The following is a 13,407-nucleotide window of genomic DNA, read 5'->3' as shown; positions in this document are numbered from 1 at the left end:
CGCACCCCCAAGCCTGGTGGCGGTTACGGTACAGGTTCCGCCCAGACGTGAGGCCCGGATTCCATGCGTTTTCTGCATAGTCCCATTTCCAACGCTCATGAGGTAGCCTCTGGTGCTCTGATACGATCATCGTGGAGGGGTTCCTTCTGAAAAGGAGCTTCTCGCGGGTGAACCCTGCCCGCCGGGCCGGCTGGCAGGGGGCTTGCCGATGAAAGGGGCTATGCGCTCGTGGCGTCCATGACCCAGCGCCTGCGGGAGCAGTTGCGATCGGCGGAACCGTGTGTGGCCATCGGGGTCTATGACGGCCTCTCGGCCCGGGTGGCGCAGGAGGCGGGCGCCCGGGCGCTCTACGCCTCGGGAGGGGCGATCGCCCGGAGCACCGGGGTGCCGGATATCGGCCTCCTTTCCATGACCGAGGTGGTCGACCGGCTGCGGGCCATCGTGGCCGCTTCGTCGGTGCCCCTGGTGGCCGACGCGGATACGGGTTACGGCGGGGTCCGAAACGTGGCCAGGACCGTTCGGGAGTTCGAGCGAGCGGGCGTCGCGGCGGTTCAGATCGAGGACCAGGCCCTGCCCAAGCGCTGCGGTCACCTCTCGGGGAAGCGGCTCGAACCGGTGGAAGAGATGGTGGCCAAGATCGTGGCGGCCCGGGAGGTTCGGGAGGATCCGGACCTGGTGATCATCGCCCGGACCGACGCGATCGCGGTCGAGGGCTTCGAGGCGGCCGTCGCCCGGGTGAAGCGGTACAAGCAGGCGGGCGCCGACGTGCTCTTCGTAGAGGCACCGGAGACGGTGGAGCAGATCCAGGTCCTGCCGGAGCTGGTGGAGGGGCCGCTCATGTTCAACCGGGGGCCCAAGGGCGGGCGGATTCCCGAGGCGACGGTAGCGGAGCTGGCTTCCTACGGCTACAGGCTGATCATCTTCCCGACGGACCTCCAGCTCGCCACCATCCCGGCCATGCGGCGCATCACCCGGATGATTCTGGACGACGGCTCGACCCATGGGTCGGGGGATCTGATGGCGACCTTCCCCGAGCGGGAAGCGCTGGTGGGGCTCGACCGGTACGACGCCTTCGAGCGGAAGGTGCACGCGGCGGCAGTTCGGATCGTGGGGGTGGAACCGTGAACTTGACCGAGCGGATCCTCGCCCGCAAGGCGGGCCTGGACTCGGTGGCGCCGGGTCAACTGATCCTGGCGGAGATCGACGTGGCCGTGGTGAGCGACATCCAGTTTCCGGTCTTCCGGCAGCGGTTGCAGGAGTTCGGGGGGAAGATCGCCATCGGCGACCGGGGCGTCCTGGTGGGCGACCACTACCTGCCGGCGGCGACTCCGGACCAGGGGCGGCGCATCCGGGAGATGATCGACTTTGCCGAGGAGCACGGGCTCGCCCACTGCTTCGTCTCCGAGGGGATCAAGCACCAGGTGCTGGCGGAGCGGGGCTTCGCCCGGCCGGGACGGCTGGTGGCGGCCAGCGACTCCCACACCAACACCCTGGGGGCCCTGGGCGCCTTCGGCACCGCGCTGGGGGCGTCAGAGATCGCCGCCGTCTTCGCCATCGGGAAGATGTGGTTCAAGGTTCCCGAGACCATCGAGATCTCGCTGACGGGGGAGTTCCCGCCCTACGTCTACGCCAAGGACCTGACCCTCGAGATTCTCCGCCGCTGCGGCACCCGTTTCGCTCGCTACCGTTCCCTGGAGTTCACCGGCCCGGCGGCGCACCGGCTCTCCATCGAGGAGCGGATGACCGTCTGCAACATGTCGACCGAGATGGGCGCCAAGGCGTGCATCTTCGCTCCGGACCAGGAGACGGCCCGCTACCTGAGCGAGGCGGGCGTTACCGTGGATCCCCAAGAGTGGAGGGCCGATCCCGAGGCGAAGTACGCGGAGCGCATCGTCATCGACCTGAGTGAGTTGACCCCTCTCGTGGCCGCTCCCCACAACCCGGGCAACGTGCAGCCGGTGCGGGAGGCGGCGGGAACCCGGATCACCCAGGCCTTCATCGGAAGCTGTGCCAACGCCACCCTCTCGGACCTGGCGGTCGCGGCGGAGATCCTCAAGGGGCGGCGGGTGGCGCGCCACGTCCAGATGATCGTCACGCCGGCGAGCCAGTGGATCCTTCGGGCGGCCCGGCGGGCAGGGTACGTCGACATCCTGGAGGATGCGGGCGCGATCGTGACCAACGCCGGGTGCGGCGCCTGTCCGGGCATTCACCTGGGCGTCATGGGGCCGGCGGACGTGAGGATCTCCTCCCAGAACCGGAACTTCGTCGGCCGGAGCGGCCATCCGGACGCCCAGATCTACCTTTCCAGCCCCGCGGTGGTGGCCGCCTCGGCGATCCGCGGCGAGGTGACGGACCCCCTCTCGCTCTGAAGCAGGCCGGCAGGGGCGGGCACCAGGGGCGGGCGGCAGGGGTGGCGTGACGAGTGGGCGATTCTGGCCAAGAAGGGATGGGTGGACCGTGACGGGTGAGGTAAACGGACGGGCCTGGGTCTTCGGCGACGATGTGGACACGGATGCGATCATTCCGGCCCGGTACCTGCACCTTCCGAGTCTCGAGGAGATGGCGGGCCACGCGATGGAGCCGCTGGAGCCGACGTTCGGCTCCCGGGCGAGGCCTGGTGACGTGATCGTGGCAGGAGTGAACTTCGGCTCGGGCTCTTCCCGTGAGTTCGCGGTCCTGGTCTGGAAGCAGCTTCAGGTAGGGGCGATCCTGGCCGAGTCCTTCGCCCGGACCTTCTATCGCAATGCCTTGAACAACGGGATCCTGGTGCTGGAAGTGCCCGGGATCACCGAGCACGCTGCAACCGGGGATCAGATCGAGGTCCAGCCCCAGCGGGGCCAGATCCGCAACCTGACCCGGGGCACGACGCTGAAGACGTCCCCGCTTCCCGATTTCGCGCAACAGCTCCTCGAAGCGGGGGGGCTCAAAGGTTTCCTCCTGCAGCTTCAGGAGGAGCATGGCTCATCGACAAGGGGAGGGAGTGGCAGGTCATGAGCAGGCAAGAGGGTTGGTGGCGGCAGGCGCTGGCGGTCGGTCTGGTCTGCGCGGCGATCGTTCTTGCCCAGGCCGGGATGGCCGTGGCCCAGAGCTATCCGGCCCACGAGATCGAAGTGATCATTCCCTTCGATGCGGGCGGCAGCGTGGACCGTATGATCCGGGCGCTGGCTCCCTACTGGGAACAGGAACTCGGCGTGCCGCTGGTGCTCCAGAACTACTCGGGGGCCCAGGGCCAGGTGGGCTTTGAGCGGTTCTACCGCACGCGTCCCGACGGCTACACCATCATGGTCGGCACCGAGCCGTACCTGAGCGCCAGCATCCTCCGGGGCGCCAGCTACGAGCTGGACGACTTCGACATCCTCAACGTGCAGCAGTTCGACCCGGTCGCGATCACCGTGCCTGCCAGCTCGCCCTACCGGACGCTCGCAGATCTGCTGGAGGCGATCCGGGCGAACCCGGGCAGGCTCGCCTGGGGCGTGGAGCCCGGCGGGTGGGACTACGTGGTCGGCAACCTGATCTTCGACGCGCTGGGGCTGGACGTGATCGAGGTCTTCTACGACGGCGGCGGCCCGCTGCGGGTGGCGCTCATGGGCGAGCAGATCGACTTCTCCCTGGGCTCGGCCGCGGGCGACATGGCCATGGGCGATCGGGCCCGCGTGCTGGCTGTCTCGGGCACCAAGCCCTTCCCCGGCTGGCCGGAGGCGGAGGTGCTCAACGAGGCGCTGGCGCCCTACGGTGTCACGGTCCCCAATCTGGGATCGGTCCGGTTCGTCGCGGTCCACGCCTCGCTGAAGGAGAAGTACCCCGACCGTTACCAGACCCTTCTGAGGACCTATGAGGCGGCGCTCTCCAACCCGAAGTTCATCGAGCGGAGCAAGGAGAGCGGCGTGGAGCTGGTCACCCAGTTCGTCGGGCCGGAGGAGTCCAACGCTCAGGTGCGGGACGCCAACGCCGTGGTGAACCAGTTCAAGGAGATGTTCCTGGGTCAGTGACGACGGAGGCCGGGCCCCATGCGGGCCCGGCCCGATGCTGGGGGCCTCTCGAGGGCCCGGCCCCTGGGAGGGCGGATACCCCCGGGAGCCGGGCCGTCCGGGGCCGAGGTGGCAGTCGGCCTCCCACGTGCGGGGTTCTCTGAGGGAAGGGGGAGGAACCATGGGAAGCACGACACCGGCCAGACGTCAGATCGCCTGGGGCGAGGCGATCGTGCCGGCTCTCACCCTGGTGCTCGCGGCGATCTACTGGATCGACGTGCACGACATCTCAAGGCCCGAGCTGAACCTGCTCCTGCCGCGGCCGGTCCTGCTGGCCATCGCGATCCTGAGCCTCATTCTCCTGGGCCAGGTGGTCGTCGGACGACTACAGGGCAAGGCAGGGGAGCCCATCAGGAGGACCCTCTGGCGCCTGGCCTTTGTGGTGCTGGCGGCTGGTTACCTCCGGCTCTTCGGCTGGATCGGCTTCCTCCCGGCCAGCATTCTCTTCATTGCAGCCACCCTGCTCTACCTTGGGGTGCGGAACGCGTGGAGCATCCTTCTGGTCTCGGTGCTCGGGGGTGGGGCGATCTACGCCGTCTTCGCCTACGCCCTCTCGGTTCGGTTCTGAACAGAGGTGAGGTGAATCCGACTTGGAGATCCTGGAGCAACTCCCGCAGATCCTCCCGAGCATCACGACACCCTGGATGCTCTTCCTCATGCTGGGCGGGGTGGCTTTCGGCACCATCCTGGGTGCCATCCCGGGGTTGACGGGGGGCACCGGCATCGCCCTCATGCTTCCGGTGACCTACTACATGGACCCGCTCAGCTCGCTGGTCTTCCTCTCGTCCATCTACACGGGCGGCAACTACGGCGGGGCGATCACGGCCATCCTCATCAACGCCCCCGGCTCGCCGGCCTCGGCGGCCACCGTCTTCGACGGCTACCCCATGATGCAGAAGGGCCAGGTGGGGCGGGCCCTGGGGCTGGCCGTGGGCGCGAGCGCCCTAGGTTCGCTGATTGGCTCGCTCGTGCTCTTGTTCGCGATCGGCCCCCTGGGCACCCTGGCCCTTTCCTTCGGCCCACCGGAGATGTTCATGATCGCCATCTTCGGGCTGACCATCATCGCCTCCCTGCAGGGCGCCAATGTGGCCAAGGGGTACCTGGCCGGGCTGCTGGGCCTCCTCCTGGGGATGGTGGGCATGTCGACCACCGGCGCCATGCGGGGCACCTTCGGCAACTACCAGCTCCTGGACGGTGTGCCCCTGATCCCGGCGCTGATCGGACTCTTCTGCTTCTCGGAGCTGCTGGTGCTCCTGGATCAGTCGTACCTGTCCAAGACGACGCGGCTCTCTCGAGAGCAGATCGGGGAGATGTTCCGGGGGATGCGCGAGGTGCTCCGCCACCCGTGGAACATCATCCGCTCGGCGGCGATCGGGGTCGGTGTCGGAGCGCTCCCGGGCGCTGGGGCGACCGTCGCCTCCCTGGTGAGCTACAACGCGGCCAAGCACTCCTCCCGGAACCCGTCTCGGTTCGGCACCGGCATTCCGGAAGGGATCATCGCCTCCGAGTCGGCCAACAACTCGTCCGAGGGCGGCGCCACAGCCACCATGCTGGTCCTGGGCGTCCCCGGGGGCGCGGCGACGGCGGTGATGCTGGGCGCCATCATCCTGCAGGGCTGGGTCCCAGGGCCGCGCATGGTCTACGAGCACCAGGACGTCGTCTACGCCTACATCGTCGCCAACGCCCTTCAGGACTTCCTTCTGCTCCCGGTGGGCTTCGTACTCTCCTACGCGTTTTCGAAGGTCGTCAACATCCCGGTCCGCTATCTGGTGCCAGTGCTGGGCGTCCTCACCGTGGCGGGTACCTACGCCGGCCGCAACAGCCTGGTCGATCCGGTCGTCATGGTCGCCTTCGGCGTTCTCGGGTGGCTCCTGCGCCGGTACGACTATCCCGTGATCGCGGTCATCCTGGGGATCATCCTGGGGCCGCTGGCCGACGCCGAGCTGATCCGGACCATGCAGCGCTTTGGCGGGGACCTGACCGTCTTCGTCACCCGGCCGATCAGCCTGATCCTGCTGCTCGCCTCGGTGGGGGCGCTGGTCGGGTCGCACGTGATGACGCGAAAGGCCCGGGCCCGGGTCGAGACGGAGAGCGCGGCCTCCGGTTAGGGGGCGTGCAGCGGCTCGGACCACGTCAGGGAGAACCCCCCTCGCCAACGTAAAGACGGCTGGCGTCGTCCAAGGTGAGGAAGGTGGGGACGTTGAGCCCCACGACCACGGGCTCCAGGGTGAAGCCCTCCTGGAGCCAGATGTCGCCCGGGCGGAGGGGCACGCGATGCGCCGGCTCCGGCACGTCTGGGAGCCGGAGACTCGGTGCCGTCCCCCGCCGGTGGGGCCCATCCATCCCTCGCGGTACGCTCCCGCCCGTGAGCCATCTGGTAGTGGAACCTGGAACCCGGATGCACGGGCCCGGCACGCGCTTACGCCGCTTCACAATCGATCCCTCAACGTCTGACACCGGTGCCCCCCGAGAGACCTATAGAGACCGATACCTGAGATCCCTATGCAGGGGAAGGGCCAAAGGTACGAACGGTTCACCGGTGGAGCGCCGGCGACACCCGGGGGTGTTTCGCGCAGGAGGAGATTGTCATCGGAGGGAGAACTCGGTACCAGGTGATACAGTTGTATATAACAAATGTATCGTAGGAGCGGGACTCCTTGGAAGAGGCCAGGGAAGCACCAGGGATGGCTGGCGCAGCCGACCGAGAGATCGACCTCATGGTCCGTTGTGCAGAGCGCTACTACCTTCAGCGCATGACCCAGGCTGAGGTGGGACGGGCCCTGGGTCTGACGCGCCTGCGGGTCAACCAGTTGTTGCAGCGGGCGCGCCGGGAGGGCGTCGTTCGCATCGAGGTAACCGACCCGCGCAAGGTGAACGCGGCCCTCGCTGACAGGATGATCCGGCGCTTCGAGCTTCAGGATGCGGTGGTGGTACCCAGCCGCGCCAGCGACAGCGCGGGTGTGATGCCCGACCTGGCCCGGGCGGGGTCGGATTGGCTCCTCGCCCACCTGGATGGTATCGGTGTCCTTGGCGTCGGGTGGGGTCACACCGTTCACCGGGTGGTGACCCACATCGGCATGCGGTCGGTCGAGGAGTCCCACCACGTGCAGGTCGTACCGCTCCTGGGCGCGCTGGGCGACACCAGGCCTGAGTTCCGGTCGAACGACCTGGCCAAGGCGCTGGCCGATGGGTTGAACGGTACCTGGCAACCCCTGGATCTCCCCTTCATCGTCGAGACCGGTGAGCTGCGGGATTCGCTCATCGGTGATCCGGCCGTGCAGCCGGCCGTGAAACTCTGGGACCGGCTGGATCTGGCCTTGGTTGGCATCGGTTACGACCTCTCTCGCTCGCCGCTGTTCCGGACCCCCTATTTCGGTACGGGTGAGTTGATCTCGGCCGAGGGGTGGCGCATCGTCGGGGATCTGCTCTCGCGGTTCTTTGACGTCGAGGGCGTGATTCAGCCGTTGCCCGTACACCGGTGCATCGTTGGAATCGAAATCGATCGGGTGCGCCGGGCACGGGTGGTCGCCGTGGCCGGTGGGACGGAGAAGACCGCCTCGATCCTGGCCGCGTTGAAGGGCCGGTTGGTCGATGTTCTGGTGATCGACTCGCGCACCGCTGCCGCCGTCCTGGATGCGAGCGGATCTTGAGGCGAGGGGGTGCATCTGTGGCCTACCTGATAGGTATCGACCTCGGGACGACCCGTATCAAAGCGATCGTCGTGGATGAGACTGGCCGACAGCATCGGGTGGTCAGCGCCCCCACGCCCTCCCGTGACGAGGGGGATGGCCGCGTCGTGTATGAAGGGGCCGCGCTGTGGAGCGTCATCGTCCGCTTGATCCGGGAGCTGGTGAGTCAGATCGATCCCGGGCAGGTGGCAGGTGTGGCCTGTGCCAGCATGGGAGAGGCAGGGTTCCTGGTCGACGACCAGGGGAGGGAGCTCTTTCCGGCTCTGGCGTGGTTCGATCCCCGGACGCGACCGATCGCCGAAGAGCTAGTGGCACGCCTGGGCCGTGAAACCCTCCGGTCGATCACGGGCCTGCCGGCCGACTTCACCTACTCGGTCAGCAAGCTTCTATGGTACCGGGAGCACGATCGTGCCCGGTTTCAGCGAGCCCGATACTGGTTGAACATGGCAGACTGGGTCGCCTTCAGGCTCTCAGGAGTGGCAGCGACCGACTTCTCCCTGGCATCCCGCACCATGGCTTTCGATGTGCGTCAGGAAGTCTGGTCCTCGGAGATCCTGGACGAGTGCGGGCTCGAGGCGTCTCTGCTACCGACCCCGGTCCCCGGTGGTACACGGGTCGGTCGCGTCACAGGCCCCGCCGCCAGGGAGACAGGCCTTCCCGAGGATGTCTCTGTCTGCTCGGGAGCCCATGACCAGCTTGCGTCGGCGCTGGCTGTCGGGGCTACCCGCGAGTCACGCGTCCTCAACTCCTGCGGAACGGCCGAGACCATCCTGACGGCCCTGAGCGCTGACGGGTTTGAACGGGCGCTTCCTCACCAGGAAGTGGTGATCGGCCACCACCTGTTCCCGAGCCTGTTCTACGGCATGACGACTCTGCGGACGTCCGGCCTCTCCGCGACGTGGTTCGTGCGAGAGATGCTCACCGGAACGGATCCAGATTACGACGAGCTTGGCCGGCGGGCCGAGCAATCGGAGGTCGGCGCCCGCGGCCTCCGCTTCTTCCCGTACTTCCGCACGTCCGCCGACGTGGTGGGGGCGCCGGACGCGGCCATGATCCTTGGCCTGCGCGACTTCCACACCAACGCGGACCTGGCGAGGGCGCTGCTGGAAGGGCTGTCCTTCGAGGCAAGACGCCTCCTCGACCGCCTGCAGAAGGGTGCGGGTGTTGCGCCCAAAGTGGTTCGGGCCGTCGGGGGCAGTACCGCCAACCGGTGCTGGATGCAGTTGAAGGCGGACGTGATGGGGCTCCCCCTCCAGGTAGCTGCACACCAGGAGGGCGCCGGGTTCGGCGCAGCCCTGTTGGCTGGGCTCGGCTCTGGTCTACTGACCGAAACCGACCTGAACCGGCTCTCGGAAGGGAGCACGCGCCAGTTCAGCATCCGGGCGGAGGAGCACGCGAAGTATGCCGGACTGTATCAACACCACCTGGAACTCCTGCCGCTGGCCCTCGAGGGAGCCAGGCGGGCTGGCAGGGACGAACGGCGAGGTGATGTCTCTCCGAAGTGATCGGTCCGTGACGCGAGGGTATGTCTCAACAACGGCTGCAAAGGGGGATGTTCAGAGTGTCCGGTCGACGCGTGTCGATCCTGCTGGTTCTCGCCCTGTTCCTGATGGGCTCGACCAGCGTAGCTGCCGAACCGCTCACGGTCTGGGTGGGCGGGCACATCGTCGAGCAAGAGCGGACCTGGGCAGAGATCATTGCCGGGTTCGAGGAAGAGACGGGCATCGACGTCGAGTATCGCCTCATCGGGTTCGAAGTCTACTACGACAACCTGGTAACGGCGTTCAGCGCTGGTACCCCTCCCGACGTGACCTTTGCGGACCTGGGCGGGTGGGTACCCACCTTCGCCTCCAGGGGCTGGCTCGAGCCACTGGACGACCGCCTGGCCGCCAGCGAGGTTACGGACCAGATCTGGCCGAACCTGTGGCCTACCGTTGAGTATGAGGGAAACCGTTACGGCCTGCCATGGTACACCGACGACCGATTGCTTCTCTACAACACCAAGATGTTCGAGGAAGCGGGTCTTGACCCGAACAAGCCGCCGCAAACCTGGGAGGAACTCCTGGAGTACGCCAAGATCCTCACCAACCCGGCGCGGGGCACCTATGGCTATGGTGTATCCGGGCTGAAGAGTGAGGTTACGACCCTCGGATACATGATCTTCCTCCTGGGCAACGGGGGCAAGCTGCTCACCGACGACTACCAGCACGTGGCTTTCAACAACGAGGCGGGCATCGAGGCCCTTCAGTTCTACACGGACCTGTTCACCAAGTACCGGGTCTCCCCGCCGGGTACGCTCTCCTACGGGGAAGACGACTATCGGACCATGATGGCCCAGGGGCGGCTCGCCATGGCCATCGGAGGTCCCTGGTCCTTCCCGCTCATCGAACTGGCGAACCCCGAAATCAAGGGCAATTACAGGGTGGCCATGCACCCCTACAACACGGAGCCCGCGTCGGTCTTCGGCGGCTGGGCGTCCGTGGTTTCGTCCCAATCGACACAGAAGGACGCCGCCTGGAAGTTCATCGAGTACATCACCAGCTACGAGACGTGGCGCGAGTGGATGCGCCGGCACGGGGGGCCCATGCCGGCCCGCATGGACGTGGCCGAAGACGCGCCGGAGCTGTCGGGTTCCAACTGGCAGGTGGTACTCGATGTTTTCCCGGTGGCCGCATTCCGCCCGCCGATTCCCGAGTGGCCCGAGGTCTCGGACCAGATCCAGTCCATGGTCCAGAACGTCCTGGCCGGGCGGATGGACGCGGCCACCGCGGTGCGGACGGCCAGTGAGAATATCGAACGTATCCTGGCCCCCTAACGATCGGCGGGATCACCAGGTCCACGAATCCGGTGTGGCAAGCTGCGGCGGGGTGCGCGGAAGCACCCCGCCGCCCTGGAGGCAGGACGTATTGAATCAGCCGGCGGCATCCAGCTACGTTCACAGGCAGCATCGCTTCGCGTATGGGCTCAGCCTACCGTACGTGATATTCCTGGTCTTGTTGATCGGTTATCCAGTGGCGAGCAACCTGGTCCAGAGCTTCGTGGCGGACGGCACCTTCAGCCTGGAGAACTACCAGCGTGTCTTCAGCCAGGGAGAGTTCCGGCAACTCTTGGTAAACACCCTCATCTGGACCGTAGGTAGCGTCAGCCTGCAGATGATCCTGGGTCTGGCCATCGCCCTGCTGCTGAACCAGCCAGCCAGGGGCGCGGGGCTCTGGCGGGCTCTGATCCTGGTTCTCCCCTGGGCAACACCGGACATCGTGGCGGGCGTCGCATGGAAGTGGATGCTTAACGATATGTACGGGGTCATCAACGACCTGATGGTTCGGGTGGGGATCCTCGACTGGTACCTGCCGTGGCTTGGGGATCCTCTTCTGGCTAAGGCGAGCGTGATCGTCGCCAACACGTGGAAAGGGTTCGCCCTGTCGGCCATGTTCTATCTGGCAGGCCTCAAGACCATTCCTGTCGAGCTCTATGAGGCGGCGGCGGTGGACGGGGCCGGCATCCTGGGCCGCTTCCGGAGCGTGACGCTTCCCGCGATCAAGCCCTTCCTGGGAACGACGCTGATGCTGACCATCATCTGGACCATCAACTACTTCCCGCTCATCTATACGATGACGGGCGGCGGACCTGCAGGCGTCACGGACACCTTCGTTACCTACGCCTATCGTCTTGCCTTCCGCTTCACCGACTTCGCCCGTTCTTCAGCCCTCTCCACCGTCACGTTCCTTCTGGTCTTTGCCCTGGCTCTGGCATACTCCACGATTCTCTTGAGACGGGGGGAGGACGCATGAGGCGCCGCGGGTGCGCAAGGCTCCTACTCTATGGCGGGCTGATCGCGGTCGCGATGCTCACCACTTTCCCCTTCGTCTGGCTGGTGCTGACGGCGCTCAAACCCTACTCGGAGATCTACGCCTTCCCCCTGACCTATTGGCCCCAGAACATTACCTTCGAGCACTTTCAATACGTTCTAGACCTCAACTTCGGGCGATACTTCCTGAACAGTGTCGCTGTCGGGCTGGGAACCGGCCTGCTCACGGTGGTCATCGCGATTCTGCCCGCCTATGCCTCGGCGAGGTTCACGTTTCCCGGCAGGAGGGCTATGCTGCTCTCGATCCTCGTCTGTCAGATGTTTCCCCAGATCACCTTTGTCGTCCCTTTGCTGATCATCCTGCGCGGGCTGGGATGGACCGACAGCTACCCAGGCATCGTCGCATCCTACCTGCCATTCACGACCCCGATCGGTGTCTGGCTCATCCGGAACTTCTTCGCCGAGATCCCGAAGCAGTTGGAGGAAGCGGCCGAGATCGATGGATGCAGCCGACTCCAAGCCCTGCGACGCGTCGTCTTACCGCTGGCCCTACCGGGTATCTCGTCGGTTGGGATCTACGCCTTCCTCTGGTCGTGGAGCGAGCTGATGTTCGCCCTCTCGTTCCTCACCTCAGGCGACATGCAAACCGTACCGGTCTTCCTGAGCCTGTTCGTGGGTCAGTACCAGACCCGGTGGGGACCGCTCTTTGCAGGAAGCGTGCTTGCCTCACTGCCCCCGATGGTGATGTTCCTCTTCCTGCAGAAGTACTTCATCCAGGGGCTGACCAGTGGGTCCGTGAAGGGTTGAGGGCGGAACCTGGACTGCGGCACACCTGGCTCGTGTGGAGGCGACTGCTCTGATCGTCACCGTAACGCTCAATCCCAGCATCGACAGGACCCTGGTCCTGGGGCGGGTCCGGCTCGGCGACGTCAATTACGTGAACGAGGTGAGGGAGGACCCCAGCGGAAAGGGGATCAACGTCAGCCTGGCGCTCCAGGCGCTGGGTACCGAATCGGTCATCCTGGCTGTGGTGGCGGGCCCAACGGGCGAGCGACTCGGCCGAATCCTGGACGCCCGCGGGCTCACCACTCGCCTGATTTGCCTCCCCTCAGGTGAGACCCGCATCAACACCAAGATCTACGAGCAGGAGGAAGGCCTCCTGACCGAGATCAACGAGCACGGACCCACCGTGGACGGAGCCACACTGACCGCGTTGCGGGAGGAGCTGATCCAGACCGTCGCCACCGGGGATGTGGTGGTCTTTTCCGGTAGCCTTCCGCCCGGCTGTCCGCCACAGACCTACGCAGAGCTGGGGAGAGAGCTTCAGCAGCGGGGAGCCCGGGTGGTGGTCGACACCTCGGGGCCAGCCCTCAAACACACCCTCTCCCTCCGGCCGTACATCGTCAAGCCGAACCTGGCGGAGGCGCGACAACTCCTCGATCTGCCGATCTCCGCCACTCCGCAGGAGGTGGTGGGCCAGGCTGGACGTCTATGGCAGGAAGGACGAGCTCCTACAGGGACGGATGATGCTGGCTGTGAGGCCCTGATCCTGACACTGGGACGGGATGGAGCCTACTTCTTCACTCCTGAAGGGACCTATCGAGCTTCTGGGCCCGTGGAGAGCGGAACAACCGCCGGGTGTGGCGACGCACTGCTCGCGTCCTCCCTCTGGGCACGCCAGCAAGGCCTATCCTGGAGGGAGAGTGCCCGGTTTGCCACAGCCTCGGCGTCGGCTGCAGCAGCCATGATCGGGACCCGGTTCCCGGCCTACCCCGAAGTCGAACGCCGTCTGACGCAGGTGGTCCTTACAACCGTCTCTGGGGTTCCGGGAGCGTCCGAACGGCTGCCTCGAAGCTCATCGTGACCAAGGAGGCGCGCCGGC

13 protein-coding genes are annotated in these 13,407 nt (G+C 66.2%); 12 read left to right on the top strand and 1 reads right to left on the bottom strand.

Annotated features, from left to right (window positions below; all coding sequences use genetic code 11):
* Positions 1-237: 237 nt before the first annotated feature.
* The 6 genes from LIP_RS10265 (at position 238) to LIP_RS10240 (ending at position 6,136) form a co-directional block, all read left to right on the top strand.
* On the top strand, positions 238-1,125 hold the full coding sequence (locus LIP_RS10265) for an isocitrate lyase/PEP mutase family protein (protein WP_068141884.1): 888 nt from the start codon (positions 238-240) through the stop codon (positions 1,123-1,125).
* Complete coding sequence (locus LIP_RS10260; protein ID WP_068137770.1) at positions 1,122-2,369, top strand: 3-isopropylmalate dehydratase large subunit; 1,248 nt, start codon at positions 1,122-1,124, stop codon at positions 2,367-2,369. Before LIP_RS10265 ends, LIP_RS10260 begins: the two co-directional genes overlap by 4 nt.
* Positions 2,370-2,457: 88 nt before the next feature.
* A complete protein-coding gene (locus LIP_RS10255; RefSeq protein WP_068137767.1) occupies positions 2,458-2,994 on the top strand; it encodes a 3-isopropylmalate dehydratase small subunit in 537 nt (178 codons plus the stop codon).
* Positions 2,991-3,989, top strand: a complete 999-nt coding sequence (locus tag LIP_RS10250) for a Bug family tripartite tricarboxylate transporter substrate binding protein (protein WP_068137764.1) — start codon at positions 2,991-2,993, stop codon at positions 3,987-3,989. Before LIP_RS10255 ends, LIP_RS10250 begins: the two co-directional genes overlap by 4 nt.
* A 160-nt stretch (positions 3,990-4,149) precedes the next feature.
* Positions 4,150-4,596: a tripartite tricarboxylate transporter TctB family protein gene (locus LIP_RS10245; RefSeq protein ID WP_068137761.1), complete on the top strand. Its 447-nt coding sequence runs from the start codon at positions 4,150-4,152 to the stop codon at positions 4,594-4,596.
* A 22-nt stretch (positions 4,597-4,618) separates the two neighbouring features.
* Positions 4,619-6,136: a tripartite tricarboxylate transporter permease gene (locus tag LIP_RS10240; protein WP_068137756.1), complete on the top strand. Its 1,518-nt coding sequence runs from the start codon at positions 4,619-4,621 to the stop codon at positions 6,134-6,136.
* Positions 6,137-6,161: 25 nt separating this feature from the next.
* On the opposite strand, the gene LIP_RS18945 is transcribed toward LIP_RS10240, so the two are convergent.
* Positions 6,162-6,299: a hypothetical protein gene (locus LIP_RS18945; protein WP_158509634.1), complete on the bottom strand. Its 138-nt coding sequence runs from the start codon at positions 6,297-6,299 to the stop codon at positions 6,162-6,164.
* A gap of 413 nt (positions 6,300-6,712) precedes the next feature.
* Here LIP_RS18945 and LIP_RS10235 point away from each other — a divergent pair, with 413 nt between their 5' ends.
* The 6 genes from LIP_RS10235 (at position 6,713) to LIP_RS10210 (ending at position 13,389) form a co-directional block, all read left to right on the top strand.
* Positions 6,713-7,678 (top strand): sugar-binding transcriptional regulator, encoded by a 966-nt coding sequence (locus tag LIP_RS10235; RefSeq protein WP_068137754.1) that lies wholly within the window; start codon positions 6,713-6,715, stop codon positions 7,676-7,678.
* A 17-nt stretch (positions 7,679-7,695) separates the two neighbouring features.
* On the top strand, positions 7,696-9,222 hold the full coding sequence (locus LIP_RS10230; RefSeq protein WP_068137752.1) for an FGGY-family carbohydrate kinase: 1,527 nt from the start codon (positions 7,696-7,698) through the stop codon (positions 9,220-9,222).
* 56 nt (positions 9,223-9,278) lie between these two features.
* Positions 9,279-10,532, top strand: coding sequence for an ABC transporter substrate-binding protein (locus LIP_RS10225; protein ID WP_198409498.1), 1,254 nt, complete (start codon positions 9,279-9,281; stop codon positions 10,530-10,532).
* A gap of 91 nt (positions 10,533-10,623) precedes the next feature.
* Positions 10,624-11,508 (top strand): carbohydrate ABC transporter permease, encoded by an 885-nt coding sequence (locus LIP_RS10220; protein WP_068137745.1) that lies wholly within the window; start codon positions 10,624-10,626, stop codon positions 11,506-11,508.
* Complete coding sequence (locus tag LIP_RS10215; protein WP_068137742.1) at positions 11,505-12,332, top strand: carbohydrate ABC transporter permease; 828 nt, start codon at positions 11,505-11,507, stop codon at positions 12,330-12,332. The genes LIP_RS10220 and LIP_RS10215 overlap by 4 nt, the downstream gene beginning before the upstream one ends.
* A 34-nt stretch (positions 12,333-12,366) precedes the next feature.
* On the top strand, positions 12,367-13,389 hold the full coding sequence (locus LIP_RS10210) for a 1-phosphofructokinase family hexose kinase (protein WP_068137739.1): 1,023 nt from the start codon (positions 12,367-12,369) through the stop codon (positions 13,387-13,389).
* Positions 13,390-13,407 lie beyond the last annotated feature (18 nt).

This window comes from Limnochorda pilosa, from assembly GCF_001544015.1.
Lineage (GTDB): Bacteria > Bacillota > Limnochordia > Limnochordales > Limnochordaceae > Limnochorda > Limnochorda pilosa.
Note: the sequence above shows the minus strand (reverse complement) of the source record. Positions and strands in the feature narration are given on the sequence as shown.

Coding starts and splice junctions, on each gene's coding strand:
- LIP_RS10265 (WP_068141884.1), top strand. CDS start 238: ATGACCCAGCGCCTGCGGGAGCAGTTGCGATCGGCGGAACCGTGTGTG.
- LIP_RS10250 (WP_068137764.1), top strand. CDS start 2,991: ATGAGCAGGCAAGAGGGTTGGTGGCGGCAGGCGCTGGCGGTCGGTCTG.
- LIP_RS10245 (WP_068137761.1), top strand. CDS start 4,150: ATGGGAAGCACGACACCGGCCAGACGTCAGATCGCCTGGGGCGAGGCG.
- LIP_RS10235 (WP_068137754.1), top strand. CDS start 6,713: ATGGCTGGCGCAGCCGACCGAGAGATCGACCTCATGGTCCGTTGTGCA.
- LIP_RS10215 (WP_068137742.1), top strand. CDS start 11,505: ATGAGGCGCCGCGGGTGCGCAAGGCTCCTACTCTATGGCGGGCTGATC.